Raw genomic sequence first — 21,490 nt, forward strand, 5'->3', positions numbered from 1 at the left:
AATAGGCATTTCCCACTCAGCTTTGCGCCATTTGCGCCATATTTCTCTGGTTTCAGCAATTTTGAGCCTAAGAAAACGCCACCAAAGCGCCCATTTTGCGGTCGTCAGGTTAGGTCTTGATTGGGTTTGGAAACGAAATTGGGGAACCGATTGCGCAGGGCCCGAACCTGTGGGCAGTCGGGCCTAGGCGCCGAAGCCGAAATAGATGGTAGTAGTGCGATCAGAGCAACAAGGGCTGAATGAAACCGCAAGACGTGTATAACGATTTGAAACAGGCTGAGCTTTCGTTTGTCGTATTGCCGGGTATGTCGGTTGATGCGATCCTGAGCGAAGTCCTTAGTTTCTTCCTGTCCAGAAACTTCCTGATGTTTCTGCCTGCTTTGATGCTGCTGCTCATTGGTGCGACGCCGTCGTTGTTTGCTGAACCGCTAAACGGGCTGGGGCGCACGATCTATTGGATGTGCGGATTGCTGGGGTATATGGGTTCTGTGGTGCTGATGTTGCTTTTTGAGGCATTCTGCAGCCGATATCTGGGCATCAAACGGTTTTTCACCCCGCTGACATGTTTTCCCATTGCGTATGGGGCGATGAAGTTTGCCCAATTCGCAACGACAATGGTTTTCAGTACATTTCTGTCTTTCAGCTTTGAAAACTCGCCGCTTTTGCTGCCTCAGTACTTTCTCGTCGTTGGAATTGAAGTGATCGTAATCGTTTGGGTTTTTCCACCTTATCTGGCCCGCCTGCGCGCCGGCGATCCGCAACCCGAGGACGTGCCGGATAGCAGAGTGGAATCCCGTGTTCCTGTGGCCAATGGTTTAGTGTCCGCCAATGGGCAAAATTTTTTGGCCAAGGACATTTTGTTCGTTCAGGCTCAGCAGCACTATGTCACCCTGCGTGTAGATGAAAAAGAAGTGCTGGTGCGTTCAACGTTCAAAGGCATCCTATCGCAAATGCCAGAATGCTACGGCCTACAGGTGCATCGGTCCTTTTGGGTTGCCAATCGGTGTGTGGATATTGCTAAAAGCCTGAATGAAGTCGGATATCTGGTTCTGGGCTGCGGCAAAAAGATCGCGATCGCCCGTAGCCGGCACGGCGCCGTGCGTGATTGGCTGTCCGAGATGGCGTCAGCGGAAAGCCCGGCAACAGTCAAAGCTTCACCACAACAAACCTGACATTGTTCGGCAGAAACATCCGGCTTATCGGTTCGTTTAGATAATCCACCTTCCCATCGCTGCTGGGTACAGAATACGCAGTGGATGGGAAGGTGGGCAGTTCAATATTTTTAGTAATGAAAAGACTTGAATTTTGATCTTTTGCTTTCCCCGATTTTGAGTTTTTCCCCCTCTATAATCAGGTCGTACTGGTCAACAAATCACTCGATAAAGACGCCGCAAAACCAGGCGCTGCCTTCTTTTCCTGCATAGGCACGGACCTGGCAATGAAATTGGTACGAAACGTCAAAAATTCGAAACGAACGGGAATGAAAATTCGTGTCGCACGAAATGAATAGAGCGACTTGTGCATTCGCTGTCATGTTAAGAAGTTGATAGTAAAGGGGTTAATGAAATTCCCTGCCTTCCTGTGATTTGGCCCGAAACTGTTGTCACAGATGCAGAGTTCCGCGCAGGATTAGTAGTCGCGCTCGAAAAAGACACCCAATCCCGTTTCCCCCCGCCCGTCAACGGTTCCGCGCATGGTGATATTATCGGTGACGTCTAGATTGAGGTTCACTTCAGTATTTCCTTCGGTGTTCACGTTGAAGTCGGTATAGAGATTGTCACCCAGATACGCCCCGGCGCCCAAAATTCCGCCGCTTGACGTTGCTCCGATATCGACTGTGTCGACACCGGTCGACTCCCTCAGACCCTTGGTCGCATCCCCTCCTGCACCGCTGAGCTGCGCCAGCGAAGCCGCCATCTGGGCAATGACAAAGGGGGACAGCTCAGAGAAACGATTGCCAAACAACAGCATGGCCAGCGCCTCTTCTGCTGGCCGTTCCGGATCCGAGAACACGTTGACCTCGGGGGCGTCCAGCGGCCCGGCGATTTCGATTGTAGCGGTCCCGTCCGAGGTGCTGTTTGAGGACTCAAATTCGATATAGGGTGTCAAGTCGCCTTGTAGGGTCACGATCCCTTTTGTCAGGGCCAGCCTGCGGCCCAGAATGTCGAAATTGCCTCGGATTAGAGCGATCTGACCCGAAGGAATGATCGAGGTTGTTGTACCGCCTATGTACAGCTGTCCGCCGAGTTCGGCATTCACGCCTCGACCTCGGACAAACACGGCCTTGGGGGCGAGCAGAGCGATGTCCAGCGCAATACGGGAATCGCTTTGGGTGGCATCGTCCTGTTTTACCAAACGGGCACGTTCCCGAGTCCGATAGCTGGCCGCGTTTTCGTTGATATGTTCGATCTCTGGTATGGGTGCAGCGCCAACCGCACCCGAGGCGGCGGCGAGGTTAATATTGGTTTCCTCGAATGTAATTTGCCCGACTATTGTGCTGTTGCCGGCCAAAGCTCCGGTCATTGCGATTTGCCCGTTCAGGATCGTCTCGTACAAAAGCTGATCCGTCAGCACGAGACGATTGAGCGTGGTCGTAATTTGCGCATTGAACGGAGGCGTCAGGTCAATCGGGCCCGCGACGGTGAAATTACCCCCGGCGCGGGTTCCACCATTTAGGGAGATGTTGGCGCGGTTGTTGGCCAACTCGACCGCGCCGCTGATGCCGGTAATGGTCTGACCGGCACCCGGTATCGCCAACGAGGTTCCAGAGGTCGTGATCGACCCGCTGAGCGCCTCAAGCGAGGGTTGGCCATTCAAGCTAAGGTCGTACCGCGCAGTCCCGTCGATTTGGTTGGGGGTGATGAACAGGTTTGCGATACCGATATTAACCCCGCCTTGCGCATTCAGATCGGCGTTTCCTGTGGTTTCATCGAACGTGCCCGAGATTTCGCCGGTGATCTGTGCCGGACCCTGCGCCGAAGAGTTGATGGTCCAGACGCCTGCCTTGCGCTTTGCGGTCCCATTGGCGGTGATTGTACCTGGAAAGTCTGGGGCGAAACGCTCGACCTTGTTTAGCTCGGCGTCAAAGTCCAAGTCTGCCGATCCGTCAGAGCCGACAGACCCCGTCAGCGACGCGTATGAACTGTCCGGCCCACGCAAGCTGACTCTTCCTTCAAGGCCCGAAGCTGTTGGCGCGGCGTTGCCTTCCAATGTGAGTGGTCCTGACAACGTCTTGGAAATCCGCGCAAGATCGTCCAGCTTTACCGAATAGCTCAGCCCGCCGGTCTCTTTGCTGACCTGACCCGAAGCGTCTGCGGTCAAGGCGGTGCCCCGCAGTTTGAAGTTTTGGACATTCAGACCCTGATCACTGTTCTCGGCATCGACACGCAGCGTCGTTCGACCTTCGATCAGTTTGTCGACGAGACTGATGCCAATCTGGACGTCCTGCGCATCGACATCGCCGGCTATGTCGAAGGTCTGGCTGGACAAAGCTCCGCTGCCATTGATATCCGCGGTAACCGACCCGGCAAGATCCCGGCCCGCGAGGTCCGAAAATAGCGAAAGATCAGGGACAGTCACCTGTGCCTGACCATCAAGAACTAGATTGCCGGTTGGGTCATTGATCGACGCGCTCACCTGTGCTGTCAGGGCCCGTCCGTTGATCGCGGCTTTGCGTATGTCGATCGTATCTCCCGTTTTCGCACCATCCCAGGTGATCACGGTTTTGCCTGCAAGCAGAGGATCGACTTCGGACATACCTGTCTGCAGATCCTGCGTCGTAATGCTGGCCGTGCCATCAAACTCTTGCGTCTGCAGGGTGCCTTTGCCGTCCATTTGTGCGCTGAGCGACCCGCCAAGCTGTCGCTGGGCCAGCCCGGAAAAGACCGAGAGGTCGGGCGCGTTGAGGCTGGCCTGACCGTCGATTGTCAGATTGCCATCAGGCGTGGTCACTTCGCCACTTGCCTGTGCCTGCGCGGCCTGACCGTTCAGTTTGAACTCGCGTATGGATATTCCATCCGCCCCACGGCGAGCATCCAGAGCGATGGTGGTCTGGCCGGTGATTACGGGGTCGATATCGTCGCGACCGGTCGATAGGTTGTTGCCCTGAACAACCACTTTGCCATCAAAGCTGCCCTCAAGCGGCGAGCCCTTGCCCTGAACCTCTGCCGACGCCGACCCTGCCAGTTCCATCTGGGCAAGGCCAGAGAACCGGGACAGGTCAGTCGCGTCCAGCGTAGCCTTGCCATCGACCGCCAACCCGCTGGTCAATCCACTGATCAGCGTGTCCAGCGCCAGAGTGTAATCCGATCCGATCAGTTCGAAACCGGACAATGTCAGCGACTGGTCATCACCATACTCAAACTGCCCGTCCAGCGTGATGCGATCTCCGACGGCTGTATTCAGGTTCGGATCGGTCAGATCAATGCCCGTGACGCTGGCTTGCAGATCGCCTTTCACCGTAAATCCAAGGGTCTGATCGAGCACGCCTTGCGCGATAATTTGCATGCTCTCAAGTTCGGCCTGGGGGGATTTGAACTTATCTGCTGTCAGGCTAAGATCCCAGAGATTGCCGTTCTTCTGATCAAACAAGGTCGAGATCTGCGCGGACTTGATCGTTTTGTCACCACCGCCAACCGGAAGCGTGACCGCCTGTCCCTGCGGAGGGGTAATGCGTCCCTGCAAGGCGGCAAACTGCAATGTGCCACCTTCGGCAAGGGCCAACTTCCCTTCAAGGTTCAGGGCCTGCGTTGCAAGCTGAAGATCGGACAGTTCCAGCGCCCCTTCGGGCAGGGTCTGACCCTGCACGAACAGCCGCGAGTCCGTCCCGAAAAACGGGTCGATGGCAGGGCCGACGAAGGGTGTCAGGTCTCCGTTCAGATCGGCGGTAAATGCTATGCCTTCCGCAGTGTCGTCAGGGGCCGAACCAAGCCGAACCTGCCCAGCCAGACGCTGCTGCCCGTCACTGCTCAGCCCGATATCGGCGGTGAAATCCGTCAGCGGTCCGGCACCTTTTGCCGTCAGCTCGATCGTTGGGCTGTCGGGAATGTTCAAAGCGGTCGAAATAAGCCCGCCGGATGCCTCGGCCACGTTCAGGTCCAGATTGATCTCGCTTGTCGAGTTGTCGAACCCGGCGGTCAATGTGATCTCATCTCCTGTACGATCCAGCCGCACCACGTCGAGATTGGTGTCCAGCGTTCCATCAGCAAGCGACAGATTGCCGGTGACGGATAAGTCGGCGGCTACCCCAATCAGCGGCTGCCCCAGCGACAGCTGATCCACGCGGATTTCGCCGATTTCAACTGCGACAGGCAGCTCGGGCAGCTGGAATGTCTGGGTTTCCGCAGAGGGAGGAGAGGCATCTTTGGTTGTGGTGCCCGGCGCACGGGCTACGTCGATCTCTTGCGCTGTCAGCGCATTGACCGAGAACCGCCCACGTATCAGGGCCAGTCTGTTCCAATCCAGTTCGGCATCTTTGATGGTCAGCCAGACGCCCTCATCATCCGATACGGTGATCTCTGCGATTGTGGCCCGTGCGCTCAGCGCGCCTTGCAAGCCTTTGACGGTCACGTTCTGATCATCACCGGACAGGGTATCCTGCAGAAACTGCTCCAGCATACTGCCGCCTTCGTCCTGTGCCAGAACCGGGTAGGGAACCCACAGCAGAACCGCCGCAACAACTGGATATGAGAAACGATGTGTCAAAATGCCTGACCAATTCCGATGTAAAACTGCAGACCATCTCCGGTGTCGCCCTGAACGGGAAGGGCCAGATCCAGACGAAGCGGGCCAAAGCCGCCAAGGTCGTACCTGATCCCAAGCCCGGCGCCGGAATGGCTCTCAGCGGCGCTGCTGACAAAAGAGGACGTGTCGACAACACCATAATCATAAAACCCGACCAGCGATATTGTCTCGGTGATTTTGCCGCGAACTTCGCCAGATAGACCGAGGAAAGACTTGCCGCCAGCAACCTCATTGCCAACAGGGATGCCGAGGCTTTCATAGGGCTGACCGCGCACAGTGCCCGCACCGCCCGAAAAGAACAGGAAATCGGGTGTGACCCCGTCCAAGGCGGGTCCTACAATCGATCCAATCTGGACCCGTCCGGCGAGCACGAGACGACCTTGCGTCCGCAGACTGGTATAGGCACGCGCGTCCGCAAACATCCTGAGGCCTGTTTCTGTGTCGGACAGGCCGACAAATGGCATCACACGGGCATCCAGGTAATAGCCATTGGTGGCGCTGACCTTGCTGTCCCTTTCATCCCATTCGGAGCGGAACGGCAGGATGAAATAGCGGAACTTACGCCCGTCGCCATAGGCGTCATCTGCATCCGACCACTGAAACCCGGCGGATGCTTCGGCGTATAGGCGGTCTGAAAATGTGCGTCTTGCACCATAGGCCAGAGACGTCACAGTCACGTTGTAATTATCGGTGTTGCGACGTTCCAGAAGGGCGCTCCAGAACGTGCTGTCATCGGGGCCCAGCCGGTCGGGCTGATCCAGCCGCAGCCCGATGCGCCCGTCCAGATCCTCGGTCCCGCCAATGTTGCGCAACGATGCCTCAAACCGCAGCCGCTGGGCGCGGCGGAACACGTTGCGATGCGTCCAGGTCGTCGACAGCTCCATCCCGTCACGCGAGGCCACTTCCAAACCGAAGGTCAGGCGGCGTTTGGGCATGTCTTCAAGATAGACATCGAAATCCAGGGAGCCATCAGGGTTGGGAGTGTCGTGCTCTTCGATCGAGACAATATTAAACGTGCCGGTGCGGCGAAGCCGGGTTCCGACCTTTTGCACCTGCTGGGGGGAATACACCTCTCCGGTTGGGAAGCCGGCGATTTGTTCGACGGACCTGTGGCGAACATCGCTGTCGCCTTTGATGTACATTTTTCCAAAGCTCAGACGCGGTCCCGGGGCGAGGTCAATGCGGGAATCCAGCTTTGCCTGGGCGTGGCGGGCAATGACTTTCTGGCCGCTGACCTCGGCCTTGGCATGACCCGCGTCACGCCATCCCTGCACGCCTGCTGACGCGGCTTGCTGAATGGCGCCGGTGGTGGCCAGTTTGCCCGTCGCATAGTCTTCGGGAAGAACCGTTTCGGTCGCGATCGGCCGGACCACCGCCTGGCCAAATGTGAAGGTTGGGCCGGTTTTAACAGCAATCACGATTTTGTTGATCTGATTGGGCACGTTGAGTGAACTGAGTTCCGCCGCCTCTTTCCCGTCCAGTTTAATGCTGACGACGGGACTGAAATAGCCTTCGTCATAAAGGATCTGAACAATGGTGGTATAGTCCGACAGGGCCGCTGACAAAAGTTCAAGCGGCGTGTCCAGCCCGCGGGATTCTGCGGTTGTCACCGATGCGGTATCTTCGATCCGTTCAACCAGTGCTTTCGGAGCGCCCGGTGCCGTGAGGACGGTTTCCAATGCGGCCAGCGATGTGGGCAATGTGGCGACGACTATTCCGAACAGACAATTTCTCACAAAGCTGCATTGTCTTATTCGCTGCATCTATTGGCTCCAGCTGCCCCAACTAGAAATTAATTTCGGCGCCTTTTCGGATGTGGCGGCCCCTTAAGGATAGTTAGAACATCTGTAATCGTGTAGGGGAAGCGTTTATCGTTTGGCCAAGAAAATTAGCGGAACAAGTGATGGCTCAGTGCCAGTTCAAAGGCCAGCATTGCGGAACCAGCGAATGATCGCCGCGCGATCTTCCGGTTCCATATAGGTGACATTTGCGGGTGGCATCGCGTGACTGACACCGGCCTGCAGGTAAATCTGTTTCGCATTGCGGGCGATGTCACCTTGGGTTTCCAGAAGAATGCCCTTTGGCGCCCACAGGATGCCGTCCCAAACCGGTTCGCGCGCATGGCACATGGAACAGCGCCCCAGAACGACATCATGTGCCTGTTCGAACCCGTCTGCTGCTGCGTATTTCTGTTCAAATGCGGTGAGCGGCTGCGCCTCGGCCTCCTCCAGAGGTTTGTACATAGGCGCGGTGGATAGCCACATGATGGCGATGAATAGCAGAGCGGTCACCAGCCAGGTCCAGGTCGGATCACCGGCGCGAGCGTGGCGTGTATTGAAGTAGTGACGGATTGTGACGCCCATCAGAAATACCAGCGCCGCAATGATCCAGTTGTATTGGGTGGCAAAGGCCAGCGGGTAGTGGTTCGAAAGCATCAGGAAAACCACTGGCAAGGTCAGATAGTTGTTATGAGTCGAACGCAACTTGGCGATCTTGCCGTATTTCGGGTCCGGGGTGCGGCCATTCTTAAGGTCGTCTACGACGATGCGCTGGTTCGGCATGATGATGAAGAATACGTTCGCTGTCATGATCGTCGCGGTGAATGCGCCCAGATGCAGCATCATCGCGCGCCCGGTGAATATCTGGTTGTACCCCCAGCCCATCACCACCAGCAGGACAAACAGCAGCACCATCAGTAATGTTGGGCGCTCACCCAGACCGGATTTGCACAGGAAGTCGTAGATCAGCCAGCCCATAGTCAACGAGGCAGCCGAGATCAGAATGCCCTGCCACAGCGCCAGATCGGCCTTTTGCGCATCAATCAGATAAAGCTCTCCACCAACCCAGTAGACGATCATCAACAGCGCAGCTCCGCTAAGCCAGGTGGCATAGCTTTCCCATTTGAACCAGGTCAGATGATCCGGCATCCGCTCGGGTGCGACGAGGTATTTCTGAATATGGTAAAAGCCGCCGCCATGTACCTGCCATTCTTCCCCGTCGGCGGGGCCGGGGATATCCCGATTCAGGCCAAGGTCCAGAGCGATGAAGTAAAAGGATGATCCGATCCAGGCGATAGCAGTGATTACGTGCAGCCAGCGCACAGCAAATGCCATCCAATCCCAGAACACGGCGAATTCAAACATGAGAGTTCTCTCCAGTAGGTTAGAGTCACCCTAGGCAAACTGGCTTTTCTTCGGTATTCCCGTATATTGTCAAACTGTATCAAAAAAAACGATAAGATGTCCTATCTCGACAATATTCGCACCTTCGTTCGTGTCTATGATCTGGGCAGCATGTCTGCTGCCGGGAGGGATTTGCGTGTTTCACCGGCGGTGACTTCGGCGCGAATATCACAGCTTGAGGATCATTTGGGCGTGCGTCTGTTTCAGAGGACTACACGTAACCTCAGCCCGACCGAGCAGGGACGTGCGTTTTACCCTGGAGCGGTTGCGGTCCTGGATGCCGTAGATGAAGCCGAGGCGCAGGTTGTTCACCTGACCGAAGCCCCCCGCGGGTCACTGTTCGTAGCCGCGCCTTTGGGCGTCGGGCGCAGGTTATTAGCCCCACATGTGCCGGATTTTCTCTCGGAATACCCCGAAATTGATGTGCGATTGCGCCTGACCGACAGGTCAGTGGACCTGACGACCGAAGGATTGGATCTGGCCTTTTTCATTGGTCAGCCCGAGGACAGCACCCTGCGTATTCGCAAGATCGCGGATTGCGCGCGGGTTCTGTGTGCCGCACCGGACTATGTAAAACGCAGGGGGATGCCGCAAAACGGAGCCGATCTTGTGTCCGACAAGCACGAGTGTCTTAACCTGCGGTATCCCGGCGCTGCAGAGTTTCAGTGGATGCTGGAAACTCCAGACGGGCCAAGACGTTATGCCGTGTCGGGCCGGTTTGAATGCGATGACGGAGATGTTTTGACCGATTGGGCGTTGTCAGGGCAGGGGATCGCGATGAAACCTGTGTTTGAGGCAGCGGAACATCTCAAGGCAGGACGTCTGGTGGTGGTTGCGAAGGAGACACCTCCTGTCTCTGTTCAGATGGCGTGTCTCTATACCCATCGACGTCACCAGGATCCCAAGGCGCGTTTGTTCATGGATTTCATGATCGCGCGAATTGGCAAGGTTGTGCAAAACTCGGACATCAACGGTTAGCAAAGGCTCCCGGCCGCGCGTAAATTTTCTCGAAGGGCTGTAACCGTCACTATCCGCACCGCGCCCAACGGGTGCGGCGCCCGGCTCAACAGGAGGAGGTCCGGCAGGGGCGATCGACGGGCGGAAGGTTCGCCCGGTCAGTTAGCTGCCACGATACGTGGAGTAGCTGTATGGCGATAGCAAGAGCGGCACATGATAGTGGGCGTCTGCTTCAGACATACCAAACCTGATTGGAATCTCATCCAGGAACAGCGGTTCGTCATCCGCCTGGCCAGAGGCGCGCAGATAGTCACCCGCGCTGAAAACAAGCTCATATTCCCCGGTTTCAAAGTTTGCTTGCGGTAGTATTGGGCTGTCTGTTCGCCCGTCTGCATTGGTCAGCATCTCAGCCAGTTTGTGGCGTCCGTCCTGGGTAATCGCGTACAGAGCAATTTTCAGCCCCTCTGCGGGACAGCCTTTGGCGGTGTCCAGAACATGGGTTGTCAGGTATCCTGCCACGCGTTTCTCCTCATATTCCAATCACCGCAACGAGTGGCTGTTGAAAACCGCAAACTGCAATCGAGTATTGTTTGACGCAGTCTGGGGCGAAACCCGAGACTTTGGGAATGCCGAAAGAAAAGGAAACAGCGTTCGGATTGATTTGATAATACTGCTTCCAATTCTGCGGTAAAGCGTAGGTAGTGTAACACAACTGAGACGGAACATTCATGCAGCCCCCTCGCTATCCCCGTGACATGATCGGATACGGAGCCAACCCGCCAAACGCCCAGTGGCCTGGCGGAGCAAATCTGGCTGTTCAGATTGTGCTGAACTACGAAGAGGGTGGCGAGAACTGCGTGCTTCACGGTGATGCCGCGTCCGAGGCCTTTCTGTCCGAGATTGTCGGCGCAGCGCAATGGCCAGACCAGCGTCATTGGAACATGGAATCGATCTATGAATACGGATCGCGGGCAGGGTTCTGGCGTCTGCACCGCTTGATGCAGGACTTGCCCATAACCGTTTACGGTGTCGCTTCGGCGCTGGCACGGTCGCCCGATCAGGTTGCCGCCATGAAAGACGCAGGTTGGGAGATCGCAAGTCACGGCCTGAAATGGGTCGAACACAAGGATATGTCTGAAGCGGAAGAGCGCGCTCAAATAGAAGAGGCCATCCGCCTGCATGCCGAGGTCGTGGGGGAACGTCCCTATGGTTGGTATACCGGCCGGTGTTCCGAGAACACCGTGCGTCTGGTGGCCGAAGAGGGGGGCTTTGCCTATGTGGCGGACACCTATGCGGATGATTTGCCCTATTGGATGCAGGCCTCTGGCCGGGACCAGTTGATCGTACCATATACACTCGATTGTAACGATATGCGCTTTGCAACGCCGCAAGGTTTCAATTCGGGCGATCAGTTCTATTCCTATCTCAAAGACAGTTTCGACGCGCTTTATTCCGAGGGTGAAGCCGGTGCGCCCAAGATGTTGTCGATCGGTCTGCATTGCCGCCTGATCGGTCGTCCAGGTCGGGTCATGGCGCTGAAACGGTTTCTGGATTATGCGCGTGGGCACTCGGATGTCTGGTTCGCGACCCGTCTGGAGATCGCCCAGCATTGGGCAGCGCAGCACCCGCCTGTATCAGGTCCAAAGCCGTCAGAAATGGCGCGGGACGCTTTCGTTGCCGCTTATGGCGGGATCTTCGAACATTCGGCGTGGATTGCAGAGCGCGCCCATGGGCTGGAACTCGGCGCGGCTCACGATACTGCCGGCGGGTTGCACAACGCACTGACGCGCATGTTCCGTTCGGCCTCGGATGAGGAGCGGCTGGGCGTGCTGACCGCGCACCCGGATCTGGCAGGCAAGCTGGCACAGGCCAAGCGACTGACGCAGGAAAGCACGGCGGAACAATCCTCGGCGGGGCTGGATGCGTTGACGGATGCCGAACGCGATGCCTTCACCGATCTGAATAGGCGCTATACCGACAAGTTCGGATTTCCATTCATTATCGCTGTGCGTGATCATGACAAAGCCTCTATCCAGCAGGCGTTTCAGCGGCGGATAGATCAGGACCGGGAAACCGAATTCGCCGAGGCCTGCCGACAGGTCGAGCGTATTGCCGAATTCCGCCTGAGGGATGTGTTGCCTTCATGAAACAGATCCGGACCGTTCCTTTAACGCCTGACGCTTTTGCCCCATTCGGAGATGTAATCGAGGCCGCGGGTGACCCGGACAAGATCATCAATCAAGGCCAGTGCGGGCGGTTTCATGATCGGGCGGCCCTTGAATTCGCGGGCGGCCGCGCCGGGATCAGCCTGTTCAACGCCAACCCCCGAACCCTGCCGTACCAGTTGGATATGGTTGAACGGCATCCTGATGGCAGTCAGGCCTTTGTGCCCATGACCCATCAACCCTTTCTGGTCATTGTAGCACCAGATGTTGACCGGCAGCCGGGCGAGCCGCGTGCCTTTGTCACCCAGCCCGGACAAGCGGTGAATTATCTTCGCGGGACGTGGCACGGCGTTTTGACACCGTTGCATGGCCCTGGATTGTTCGCCGTTGTTGATCGGATCGGCGATGGGCCCAACCTGGAAGAATACTGGTTCGATACCCCTTATCAGGTGGTGTCGTAGCCAAATGAAGCCGCAGCATAAGCGGTAAGACCCCCGTGAATCTGACAGAGAGGACAGTAGCTCATGGCTGACACTTCAATAGGGACACCCGAACAGCTTCGGGATCCAAATTATACCCCGGCGCTGTACAAGGCAGTTCCGCTGGGCATTCAACATGTTCTGGCGATGTTCGTTTCGAACGTGACGCCTGCGATCATCGTTGCAGGGGCCGCCGGGTTCGGGTTCGGTTCGAACTCCCCCGATTTTCCCGAACTGCTGTACCTGATCCAGATGTCGATGCTGTTTGCCGGCGTCGCGACCTTGCTGCAAACAGTGACGATTGGCCCGGTAGGAGCGGCTTTGCCTATTGTTCAGGGCACTAGCTTTGCCTTTCTGCCGATCATGATCCCGTTGGTTGCTGGCAAAGGCGTGGATGGTCTGGCCGCATTGTTTGGCGGTGTCATTATCGGTGGGGTGTTCCATGCCCTGCTGGGCACGGTGATTGGCAAAATCCGTTTTGCCTTGCCACCTCTGGTCACAGGCCTTGTGGTGACGATGATTGGTCTGGCGTTGGTCAAGGTCGGCATTCAATACGCCGCCGGAGGGGTTCCGGCCATTGGAACGCCTGAATACGGCTCGGCGCTGAACTGGTCGGCTGCTTTGGTCGTGGTTGTGGTAACGCTGGGGCTGAAGTTCTTTACGCGCGGAATGCTTTCGGTTTCTGCCGTTCTGATTGGTCTTGCGGTTGGGTATGTCTATGCCCTGATGGTTGGCATGATCACTTTTGAGGCAATCGGAACAAGCTGGAGCCGCGCTGCAACGTTCGCCCTGCCTGTGCCCTTCAAGTATGGATTCGAGTTCTCATTCGCCGCCATAATCGGGTTCTGTCTGATGGCCTTTGTTTCGGCAGTTGAGACGGTGGGGGATGTGTCGGGTGTGACCAAAGGCGGAGCCGGGCGCGAAGCCACGGACAAGGAAATCACCGGTGCAACCTATGCTGACGGCTTCGGCTCGGCCCTGGCGGGCGTGTTCGGCGGCTTACCCAACACGTCGTTCAGCCAGAATGTCGGGCTGATCGCAATGACCGGCGTCATGAGCCGAAATGTCGTCACCATCGGCGCCTTGTTTCTGATCCTGTGCGGCCTGGTGCCCAAGGTTGGCGCGATCATCCGCACCGTTCCGATCGAAGTACTGGGCGGTGGCGTCATCGTCATGTTCGGGATGGTTGTCGCCGCGGGTGTTTCGATGTTGTCCGATGTGGATTGGAATCGGCGCAACATGGTGATCTTTGCCATTGCGCTGTCAATCGGGTTCGGCCTGCAGCTCGAGCCGGGTGCGGTGCAACACTTGCCCGATACTCTGGGCATCCTGATGAAAAGCGGGCTGCTGCCTGCGGCTCTGATCGCCATCGTGCTGAATCTGATCCTGCCGGATGAGTTGGCCGATGAGGCAACCGAAGAAGTTTCGGGCGGCATGTCGGGGCACGGGTCGGGCAGCCTTCCCGGCAAGTAACCAAATGAAAATCGGCGGATCGCGTTAGGTCGCGGTCCACCTATGTGTCGGCCATCAAACGAGCGACATCCAGCATGCGGGCTGAAAACCCCCATTCATTGTCATACCAGCCAAAAACACGAACCTGAGTTTCCCCGATCTGCCGGGTTTCTGGCCCTGCAATGATCAGAGATTCCGGCCGCGTCCGCAAATCGGACGACACCAGCGGCTCATCCGTCCAACCCAGAACGGGAGACTCTGCAACGGCTGCACGTAGGGCGGCTTCAAAATCGCAGGCGCTCAGACCGCGCTTCAGCGTCACAATCAGATCAACCGCGGAAACGCTTGCCGTAGGCACCCTGACCGCCGCGCCCGAGATGCGCCCGGCCAGATGGGGCAGGACTTCGTCTATCAAGTGCATAGCGCTGGTGGTGGTCGGGACCATCGACAGCGCTCCGGCGCGTGACCGTGCCAGATCACCACGCGGAGCGTCGATCATTGGCTGGCTGTTGGTGTAGCAGTGGATGGTGGTCATATGGCCCGACGCGACACCAGCGATCCCGTCCAGAACCTTGACCAGCGGAGCCAGCCCGTTGGTGGTGCAAGAGGCATTTGACACGATCCGCGCATTGCCCAGATGATCCTCATTTGCGCCCAGAACGATTGTGGCCTCGGTCGCGGGCGAGGGGCCGGAAATCAGTACTTTCCTTGCCCCTGCGGTCAGGCCCTGACTGGCAACATCCGATGTCCGGGCAACGCCGGTGCAGTCCATCAGGACATCTACACCGGACAGATCAACCCGGCTAAGGTTGGGGCTGTGTGTAACAGAAATAGCGTGCCCATCGACAACCAGTTGCGCAGTTCCCTGTTCCACTTTGCCCGGATAAGGCCCAAAAGTGCTGTCGTACTTGAACAGATAGGCGCAGGTCTCTAGCGGTGCGATATCGTTGATCAGCACCAGTTCGATGTCGTGACCGAGCGGCATGGCCAGAAGCTGCCGCAAAATCGTGCGGCCGATGCGGCCGAATCCGTTAATTGCGAGTTTCATGCGCAAGCTATGGCAGTGGCTTGGATTAACCTCAATGCCAGTTTCCTGTCCGGGTCAGTTACAGCTGACCTGTGAAAAGAACTGGCCCGAGATGTTCTGGTACATGCTGGCCACAATCGGCTTGCACCCGGTTGCCTGCTGAATAGCCGCGATGGCCTGAATAGTGCGCAGCCGGGGCGGGGGGCCGAATGGGTTGAGATTGTTGTTATCACGTGTGGCACGGTATACGACCGGAGCTTCCGAAACCTGGGTAATGGCCCAGGTACGGCTCATGACGTTGACGGTATTCGTCTCTTTGGCGGTTGCAGGGGTCACATCCAGGGCCGTCAGGCCGATTGCAGCCGCCAGTGCCAGCGTTACATTGCGCAGTGCCATCGTACAATCTCCTGAACTAAAACCGTTTGTTATTCCACCAGATTACCGCGCTTGCCCAGTTCCGCCAAGGCCGAATTTATCCTAGCGCCCGCCTGGTGAAAGAGGCATCTGGCGGTTCACATCTTTGTACAGCAGATACCGGAACCGCCCGGGACCGCCCGCATAGCACGCCTGAGGGCAAAAGGCGCGCAGCCACATAAAGTCTCCGGCTTCGACCTCGACCCAGTCCTGATTCAGCCGGTAAACGGCTTTGCCTTCCAGCACATACAGCCCGTGTTCCATGACATGGGTTTCGGCAAACGGGATCACGCCACCCGGTTCGAAAGTCACGATGTTCACATGCATATCGTGGCGCAGGTCCTGCGGATCCGCGAAACGTGTTGTGGCCCAGCGACCCTCGGTACCCGGCATTTCGATCGGGGCGACCTCTTGCTCATTGGTGATGATCGGGTCCGGCTTGGGCAGGCCGGGCACTGCCTCATAAGCCTTTCGAACCCAATGAAACCGCGCTGGCTGCTCCGTATGGTTGCGCAACGCCCATTTGGAACCAGCGGGGATATAGGCATATCCACCAGTTTCCAAAACGTGAACACTTCCCTCAAGCGTCAATGTGACCGCCCCTTCGACAACGAACAACACCGCCTGCGCTGCGGGGTCCGTTTCGGGCGTATCGCTACCGCCACCGGGTTGGACCTCCATGATGTATTGCGAAAAGGTTTCGGCGAACCCGCTAAGGGGGCGTGCCAAAACCCACAGGCGGGTGTTTTCCCAGAAGGGCAAATAGCTGGTGACGATGTCGCGCATCGTACCCTTGGGTATAACGGCATAGGCCTCGGTGAACATGGCGCGATCTGTTAACAGGGTGTCCTGTCCGGGGTGTCCGCCATGGGGCGCATAATAAGTCGGGTGTGCCATCAAATGCCTCTGGTTCGTGTTTCGTGCACTATGCGAGGGACGCTCGGCATGGCCTAGCGTCAGAGTTGCAATAGGTTTCTTCGGGATAATTTGAAGGTTGCAGACTAGGGCTTGGCCCTGTGCCTTCCCGGGTATATCCTTGAATGTAAATTGGTTGCAGAATTGCGAGGCGGTATGAGAATTTGGGGATCACTATTAGTTGCAGGTGTTCTGGTGCTGAGCATTGGTGTTGCCGGCAGCGCGAAACCGCTGTCTCGCATCATCGCAGAGTCGGGGTTGAACCCGGATGATTTCACATTGCTGAGTGCAACCACAGACACCATGCTGGGCAGTGGTTTGCCGCAGGTTGGTGCCGAAAGTGAATGGATCAGCACCGAGACCGGGGCCAAGGGCACCGTCCGTGTGCGCGAGGTCCGCGATAATTGCGTGCATCTGCAGCATTTTATCCGACCTCCGAGTGCCGAGCAGACCCGTGAGATCAGAACCCGCAGGTGCCAGGATGCCAATGGTAACTGGATTTTCACACCCTAATTGGGTTGCTACACCCGCGCGCGACGCAGGTTATTGACGGCTATACGGTCGCCAGTCTCCGGTTACTGCACCCGTTTAATCTCATATGGGGTGGGTGACGTCCCGTCACCCAACTGGACATCATGACGGTGGCTAAGTCATTCTCGGCCCAAAGGTAATGCCCGCGTGTCGGGGCGGAGGAGAAAACTCATGAACATGTCATTCGGCCTGCGCGAGGAAAACCGCGAACTGCTGACCCGCGTAACAGAGATGATCCGAAATGAAGTCATGCCGCTGGAAGAAGAGTTCCATGCTGAAACCAACAAAGGTGACCGCTGGCAATATACCGACCGGCAGGCGGATATCCTTGAAGGGTTGAAGGCCAAGGCCAAGGCGGCGGGATTGTGGAACTTCTGGCTGACCGACAGTGAAAAAGGGCTGGGTTTGACAACTGTGGAATACGCCTTTTTTGCTGAAGAAATGGGTAAGACCCCGCTGGGTGCCGAAATCTTCAACTGTTCGGCCCCAGATACGGGCAACATGGAAGTATTCGAGCGGTACGGGTCCGAAAAGATGAAGCAAGAGTGGCTCAAGCCGCTGCTCGATGGGCAAATCCGTTCGGCCTATCTGATGACCGAACCGGATGTCGCCTCGTCTGATGCCACCAATGTTTCGATGTCCTGTGTGCTGGACGGCGAATCCTACGTTCTGAATGGCGAGAAATGGTGGGCCTCAGGCGCCGGTGATCCGCGGTGCAAGGTCTATATCGTAATGGTCCGGACTGGCGGTGATGACCTGCCTGTTCACAAACGCCAGTCGATGATCGTGGTGCCGGCGGGAACACCGGGGATCGAAGTGCTGCGCCCGATGGAAGTCTACGGCCATGATGATGCGCCACACGGGCATATGCATATTCGCTTTACCAATGTCCGGGTGCCTGCCGAGAATATCCTGCTGGGCGAAGGGCGCGGGTTCGAGATCGCACAGGGTCGATTGGGGCCGGGACGTATTCACCACTGTATGCGCGCTATTGGGCAAGCAGAGATGGCCCTGGAGCAGATGTGCAAACGGTCGCTGCAACGCGAAGCATTTGGCAAGAAGCTGGCGCAGCTTGGGGCGAATTTCGATATCATAGCCGAATGCCGGATGGAGATCGAAATGGCCCGGCTACTTTGCCTCAAGGCTGCTTGGTACATGGATCAGGGCGATGCGCGCGCGGCGGCCCCGTGGATCAGCCAGATCAAGGTCGTGGCCCCGCGGGTCGCATTGAAGGTGATTGATGAGGCGGTGCAGATGTATGGTGGGCAAGGGGTAAGTCAGGACACGCCGCTGGCGACCGCGTGGACGCATGTACGGACCCTGCGGCTGGCCGATGGGCCGGACGCGGTGCATCGTCGTCAGGTCGCACGGACCGAGCTGAAAAAGCATACACAGGAAAAGGTCTGAGGTCCCAAGTGGTCTTGAAATCTGATATGTTCAGGTTGCCCTATTTCAGACTTCGCGCGGATGGGGTTTTTGTCGGCAATGACCCGGCGCGGGGTCCGTGGTCTGCCGAACATTGCCATGCTGGTCCGGTCAGCAGTCTGATCGTGCGCGCCGCGGAATCTGAAATTGGTCCGGACAAGATGCTGACCCGGCTGACGGTCGATCTGCTGCGCCCGCTGCCACTGTCCGGGTTGCGGGTTGCGGCCGAGACGACGCGGCACACCAGAACGCTGGCGACAACTCGGGTTACTGTGCACGATCTGGACAACACTTTATGCGCCGTAGCCACAACTATGCACCTTGCCCGCCGCGACCTTGGCCCGGTTCCCAATGTCGCTCTCTCATCTCCGCAACTGGCGGACACGGTGGACGGCCCATTTCCCATCGGCGCAATTCGGCACGATCTTCCTGGGTTCGCGACCTATTCAGATGTGCTCTATCCCAAGGGTGGAAATCAGGGTGTCGGTCCCAAAACGATCTGGATGCGCACGCCTCCGCTGCTTGGAGACGAGGTGCAATCTCCGATTCAGGCGCTGTGTCCACTGGCTGATTGCGGCAATGGCATTTCGTGGAATGCCCCCACAACCGAGATGGGGTTCATGAATACCGATCTGACGATTCAGGTGCACCGCGAGCCGGTCTCGGATTGGCTGGCCTCCGAGTCTGTCTGCCATTGGCAGCCCTCGGGTATCGGCATGTCGCAATCGGTTTTGTATGACACCGAAGGGCCGGTTGGAACAGCCCTGCAGACCCTTGTGTTGTTCCCACCTGCCTGAGCCATCGGCCAGCTTCTGCGCGCCCGGCCCAAATGGGATTGCCGGGCGCAGGCCGACACCCTATCTTTCGCCCATGCGCTGGCTTGTGACCCTAGTGACCTGCTGTTTGCCGATCCCGGCGATGACGCACCCGCATGTCTTTATCGACACGGGGCTGGAATTCATTGTGGACGCTTCGGGGCAGCTGACCCATGTCCGTGTGACCTGGGCCTATGACGAGTTCTACTCATTGCTTGTCCTCGAAGACATGAAGCTGGATCAGGATGGCGACGGTCTTCTAAGTGAAAGCGAACAGGATTTCCTGTCCGGGTTCGATGCGCAGTGGGATCAAGGCTATAACGGCGATCTGGTCGTCTGGTCCGAGGCTGAGGTATTGCCGCTTTCTGGCCCACTGGAGCCGAAAGCATTGATGGAGGACGGGCGCATCGTGACCTCGCATCTGCGCAGTGTCGAAGGGGGGCCTGTACCGGCCACCGCCTTATCGGCCAAGGCGTTTGATGAGACATATTACACCGCATATGACCTGACGCGCCCGGTGACGGTTTCGGGGAGTAAGACCTGCCAGATTGACCGCGTCGAGCCGGATGTCGACGGACAGCTTGCCCAAATGCAGGCGTTTCTGCTGACGCTGGATGCCAATTACGACCTTGAGGAAAATGACATCCCGATGGTGGGCGAAAACTTTGCAACCGAGATCCGAATTTCATGTCCAAATACCTGATTGTCCCGTTTGTTCTGGCGGTCGGAGTTCTGCTCTGGTTCTGGTTCAGCGGCGGGTTTGACCAACTTGCGGCATGGGCTGCCGGTGAACAGCGTGCATTTCAGAACCAGATTGCGCGGTCTCTGCGCGCTGCCCGCGCTGAACAACCTCAGGCGGTCATGACTTTGTTGACGGTGTGCTTCGCTTACGGGTTCTTCCACGCCATCGGTCCTGGGCATGGCAAAGTCCTGATCGGTGGCTATGGGCTTGGTCGGCGTGTGGCGTTCTGGCGGCTTTCAGCGATCAGTGTGTTGTCCAGCCTTGGACAGGCCGTAACCGCGATTGTTCTGGTCTATGCCGGTGTGCTGGTGTTCCAGATGTCTCGGGAAAGACTGGTCGACACAACGGAGCAAATCATGGCCCCAGTCAGCTATGGGGCGATCACTGCGATCGGGCTTTGGCTAGTGTTTCGCGCCTTGCGGAGCTTTGCCAAACGCAGCCGGGATCACGGCGCAGATCATCCTCACCACGATCACGAAACCTGTTCGGATTGCGGCCACCGGCATGGTCCGTCTGCGGATGAGGTGGCGCAGGTCGGTAGCCTGCGCGAGGCGGCGTTGCTGATCGCCGGAATCGCCGCACGCCCCTGCACCGGGGCGCTGTTTGTGTTGATTCTGACCTGGCAGATGGGCATCGCCATGGTCGGCATCGCCGGAGCGTTCTGCATGGCGCTGGGCACGGCGACTGTGACCACTCTGGTCGGTTGGACCTCATTCGGATTGCGCGGAGGGATGCTGGCCTCGGCCTCGGCGACGCGGTTCGCTCAGGTACTGGCCCCGACCATCGAGCTGGTCGCCGGGTTGCTGATTGCGGTGATAGCTGGCGGGCTGTTGCTGCGCGCGCTTTAGTCGAACACCGGGTCAGGATAGCCGACCCGCGCAAGATACAGCCCCTGCGGCGGGCAAACCGGCCCACATGCCGCACGATCCGCAGCTTGCAGCGCGTCGCGCACATCTTCGGGCGTCCAGGACCCGGCGCCGACACGTTCCAGAGTGCCGACAAAGCTGCGCACCTGATTGTGCAGGAACGAACGTGCCCGGACGTGGAAATGAACCTCGGGGCCTGAAAAGCCCTGCACCTGTTCCACCCGCAACTCATCCAGCGTTTTGACCGGGCTGGCCGCCTGACAGATCGTGGACCGGAACGTGGTGAAATCATGCCGTCCGGTCAGCATGTCCGCCGCGGCCTGCATCGCATCAACATCCAACGGGTGACTGACTTGCCAAACCTGCCCCGCGTCATGGGTTGCAGGCGCGCGGCGCATCAGGATGCGAAACAGATATTGCCGTTCAAGCGCCGAGAACCGCGCATGCCAATCATCGTCCACCCGTGCGGCTTTCACGATGGCCACTGGTTGCGGCTTGAGGTGATAGTTCAGCGCTTCGGACAGTCGGAAAGGGTCCCATTCCTTGATCAGGTCGCAATGGGCGACCTGTCCCAGCGCGTGGACACCGGCATCGGTGCGACCCGCCGCAGCGATCGTGTGATCCCCCGGTTGTATCCGCGACAATGCCTCTTCGATCGCCCCCTGAACCGAGGGCTGATCTTTCTGCCTTTGCCACCCGGCAAACGGCTTTCCGTGATATTCGACTTTCAACGCGTATCTGGGCATGGGCTGCTGGTACCGTGCTGCGCGGCGGCGGG

18 protein-coding genes are annotated in these 21,490 nt (G+C 57.7%); 10 read left to right on the forward strand and 8 right to left on the reverse strand.

Going from position 1 to position 21,490, the window contains the following annotated elements:
* Positions 1–239: 239 nt before the first annotated feature.
* Entirely contained in the window at positions 240–1,172 is a 933-nt protein-coding gene (locus AC2FLE_RS10525) for a LytTR family DNA-binding domain-containing protein (RefSeq protein WP_496696883.1), read from the forward strand.
* A gap of 457 nt (positions 1,173–1,629) precedes the next feature.
* On the opposite strand, the gene AC2FLE_RS10530 is transcribed toward AC2FLE_RS10525, so the two are convergent.
* The 3 genes from AC2FLE_RS10530 to AC2FLE_RS10540 form a co-directional block, all read right to left on the reverse strand.
* Positions 1,630–5,703 carry a translocation/assembly module TamB domain-containing protein gene (locus tag AC2FLE_RS10530; RefSeq protein ID WP_496696885.1) on the reverse strand — a complete coding sequence of 1,358 codons (4,074 nt, stop codon included), beginning with the start codon at positions 5,701–5,703 and terminating at the stop codon, positions 1,630–1,632.
* Entirely contained in the window at positions 5,700–7,505 is a 1,806-nt protein-coding gene (locus AC2FLE_RS10535; protein ID WP_496696887.1) for an autotransporter assembly complex protein TamA, read from the reverse strand. The genes AC2FLE_RS10530 and AC2FLE_RS10535 overlap by 4 nt, the downstream gene beginning before the upstream one ends.
* A 156-nt stretch (positions 7,506–7,661) precedes the next feature.
* Positions 7,662–8,885 (reverse strand): urate hydroxylase PuuD, encoded by a 1,224-nt coding sequence (locus AC2FLE_RS10540; protein WP_496692314.1) that lies wholly within the window; start codon positions 8,883–8,885, stop codon positions 7,662–7,664.
* Positions 8,886–8,981: 96 nt separating this feature from the next.
* Here AC2FLE_RS10540 and AC2FLE_RS10545 point away from each other — a divergent pair, with 96 nt between their 5' ends.
* A complete protein-coding gene (locus tag AC2FLE_RS10545; protein ID WP_281973831.1) occupies positions 8,982–9,902 on the forward strand; it encodes a LysR family transcriptional regulator in 921 nt (306 codons plus the stop codon).
* 141 nt (positions 9,903–10,043) lie between these two features.
* On the opposite strand, the gene uraH is transcribed toward AC2FLE_RS10545, so the two are convergent.
* A complete protein-coding gene (gene uraH, locus AC2FLE_RS10550; RefSeq protein ID WP_142640109.1) occupies positions 10,044–10,400 on the reverse strand; it encodes a hydroxyisourate hydrolase in 357 nt (118 codons plus the stop codon).
* 209 nt (positions 10,401–10,609) lie between these two features.
* Between uraH and puuE the strand changes: the two genes are divergently transcribed.
* The 3 genes from puuE to AC2FLE_RS10565 all read left to right on the forward strand — a co-directional run bounded on the left by puuE (position 10,610) and on the right by AC2FLE_RS10565 (position 13,998).
* Positions 10,610–12,028: an allantoinase PuuE gene (gene puuE, locus AC2FLE_RS10555; RefSeq protein WP_496696890.1), complete on the forward strand. Its 1,419-nt coding sequence runs from the start codon at positions 10,610–10,612 to the stop codon at positions 12,026–12,028.
* The gene (locus tag AC2FLE_RS10560; protein ID WP_496696892.1) at positions 12,025–12,507 is read left to right on the forward strand and encodes an ureidoglycolate lyase; all 483 of its coding nucleotides are present in this window, start codon (positions 12,025–12,027) and stop codon (positions 12,505–12,507) included. Before puuE ends, AC2FLE_RS10560 begins: the two co-directional genes overlap by 4 nt.
* 63 nt (positions 12,508–12,570) lie before the next feature.
* Positions 12,571–13,998, forward strand: a complete 1,428-nt coding sequence (locus AC2FLE_RS10565) for a nucleobase:cation symporter-2 family protein (protein ID WP_496696894.1) — start codon at positions 12,571–12,573, stop codon at positions 13,996–13,998.
* Positions 13,999–14,038: 40 nt separating this feature from the next.
* Here the strand turns inward: AC2FLE_RS10565 and AC2FLE_RS10570 are convergent, their stop codons facing one another.
* The 3 genes from AC2FLE_RS10570 to AC2FLE_RS10580 all read right to left on the reverse strand — a co-directional run bounded on the left by AC2FLE_RS10570 (position 14,039) and on the right by AC2FLE_RS10580 (position 16,315).
* Positions 14,039–15,025, reverse strand: a complete 987-nt coding sequence (locus tag AC2FLE_RS10570) for a type I glyceraldehyde-3-phosphate dehydrogenase (RefSeq protein WP_496696896.1) — start codon at positions 15,023–15,025, stop codon at positions 14,039–14,041.
* A 54-nt stretch (positions 15,026–15,079) separates the two neighbouring features.
* Positions 15,080–15,400, reverse strand: coding sequence for a hypothetical protein (locus AC2FLE_RS10575; RefSeq protein WP_142640120.1), 321 nt, complete (start codon positions 15,398–15,400; stop codon positions 15,080–15,082).
* An 81-nt stretch (positions 15,401–15,481) separates the two neighbouring features.
* Complete coding sequence (locus AC2FLE_RS10580) at positions 15,482–16,315, reverse strand: bifunctional allantoicase/(S)-ureidoglycine aminohydrolase (protein WP_496692319.1); 834 nt, start codon at positions 16,313–16,315, stop codon at positions 15,482–15,484.
* Positions 16,316–16,489: 174 nt separating this feature from the next.
* Here AC2FLE_RS10580 and AC2FLE_RS10585 point away from each other — a divergent pair, with 174 nt between their 5' ends.
* From AC2FLE_RS10585 to AC2FLE_RS10605, 5 genes are all read left to right on the forward strand, one after another.
* Positions 16,490–16,846 carry a hypothetical protein gene (locus tag AC2FLE_RS10585; protein WP_496696898.1) on the forward strand — a complete coding sequence of 119 codons (357 nt, stop codon included), beginning with the start codon at positions 16,490–16,492 and terminating at the stop codon, positions 16,844–16,846.
* A gap of 189 nt (positions 16,847–17,035) precedes the next feature.
* Positions 17,036–18,271 carry an acyl-CoA dehydrogenase family protein gene (locus AC2FLE_RS10590; RefSeq protein ID WP_496696899.1) on the forward strand — a complete coding sequence of 412 codons (1,236 nt, stop codon included), beginning with the start codon at positions 17,036–17,038 and terminating at the stop codon, positions 18,269–18,271.
* 8 nt (positions 18,272–18,279) lie between these two features.
* Entirely contained in the window at positions 18,280–19,086 is an 807-nt protein-coding gene (locus tag AC2FLE_RS10595; RefSeq protein WP_496696901.1) for a thioesterase family protein, read from the forward strand.
* An 85-nt stretch (positions 19,087–19,171) separates the two neighbouring features.
* A complete protein-coding gene (locus AC2FLE_RS10600; RefSeq protein ID WP_496696903.1) occupies positions 19,172–19,807 on the forward strand; it encodes a DUF1007 family protein in 636 nt (211 codons plus the stop codon).
* Positions 19,792–20,694 carry a nickel/cobalt transporter gene (locus tag AC2FLE_RS10605; protein ID WP_496696905.1) on the forward strand — a complete coding sequence of 301 codons (903 nt, stop codon included), beginning with the start codon at positions 19,792–19,794 and terminating at the stop codon, positions 20,692–20,694. Before AC2FLE_RS10600 ends, AC2FLE_RS10605 begins: the two co-directional genes overlap by 16 nt.
* Here the strand turns inward: AC2FLE_RS10605 and truA are convergent.
* Positions 20,691–21,458, reverse strand: a complete 768-nt coding sequence (truA, locus tag AC2FLE_RS10610) for a tRNA pseudouridine(38-40) synthase TruA (RefSeq protein ID WP_496696907.1) — start codon at positions 21,456–21,458, stop codon at positions 20,691–20,693. The two genes, AC2FLE_RS10605 and truA, sit on opposite strands and share 4 nt — an antisense overlap.
* Positions 21,459–21,490: the final 32 nt, after the last annotated feature.

This window comes from Ruegeria sp. CDSA077 (assembly GCF_059612265.1).

What these genes read in the sequence shown, in the direction of transcription:
- AC2FLE_RS10525 (WP_496696883.1), top strand. Translation starts at nt 240, where the DNA reads ATGAAACCGCAAGACGTGTATAACGATTTGAAACAGGCTGAGCTTTCG.
- AC2FLE_RS10535 (WP_496696887.1), bottom strand. Translation starts at nt 7,505, where the DNA reads ATGCAGCGAATAAGACAATGCAGCTTTGTGAGAAATTGTCTGTTCGGA.
- AC2FLE_RS10540 (WP_496692314.1), bottom strand. Translation starts at nt 8,885, where the DNA reads ATGTTTGAATTCGCCGTGTTCTGGGATTGGATGGCATTTGCTGTGCGC.
- AC2FLE_RS10545 (WP_281973831.1), top strand. Translation starts at nt 8,982, where the DNA reads ATGTCCTATCTCGACAATATTCGCACCTTCGTTCGTGTCTATGATCTG.
- puuE (WP_496696890.1), top strand. Translation starts at nt 10,610, where the DNA reads ATGCAGCCCCCTCGCTATCCCCGTGACATGATCGGATACGGAGCCAAC.
- AC2FLE_RS10560 (WP_496696892.1), top strand. Translation starts at nt 12,025, where the DNA reads ATGAAACAGATCCGGACCGTTCCTTTAACGCCTGACGCTTTTGCCCCA.
- AC2FLE_RS10565 (WP_496696894.1), top strand. Translation starts at nt 12,571, where the DNA reads ATGGCTGACACTTCAATAGGGACACCCGAACAGCTTCGGGATCCAAAT.
- AC2FLE_RS10570 (WP_496696896.1), bottom strand. Translation starts at nt 15,025, where the DNA reads ATGAAACTCGCAATTAACGGATTCGGCCGCATCGGCCGCACGATTTTG.
- AC2FLE_RS10575 (WP_142640120.1), bottom strand. Translation starts at nt 15,400, where the DNA reads ATGGCACTGCGCAATGTAACGCTGGCACTGGCGGCTGCAATCGGCCTG.
- AC2FLE_RS10580 (WP_496692319.1), bottom strand. Translation starts at nt 16,315, where the DNA reads ATGGCACACCCGACTTATTATGCGCCCCATGGCGGACACCCCGGACAG.
- AC2FLE_RS10585 (WP_496696898.1), top strand. Translation starts at nt 16,490, where the DNA reads ATGAGAATTTGGGGATCACTATTAGTTGCAGGTGTTCTGGTGCTGAGC.
- AC2FLE_RS10590 (WP_496696899.1), top strand. Translation starts at nt 17,036, where the DNA reads ATGAACATGTCATTCGGCCTGCGCGAGGAAAACCGCGAACTGCTGACC.
- AC2FLE_RS10605 (WP_496696905.1), top strand. Translation starts at nt 19,792, where the DNA reads ATGTCCAAATACCTGATTGTCCCGTTTGTTCTGGCGGTCGGAGTTCTG.
- truA (WP_496696907.1), bottom strand. Translation starts at nt 21,458, where the DNA reads ATGCCCAGATACGCGTTGAAAGTCGAATATCACGGAAAGCCGTTTGCC.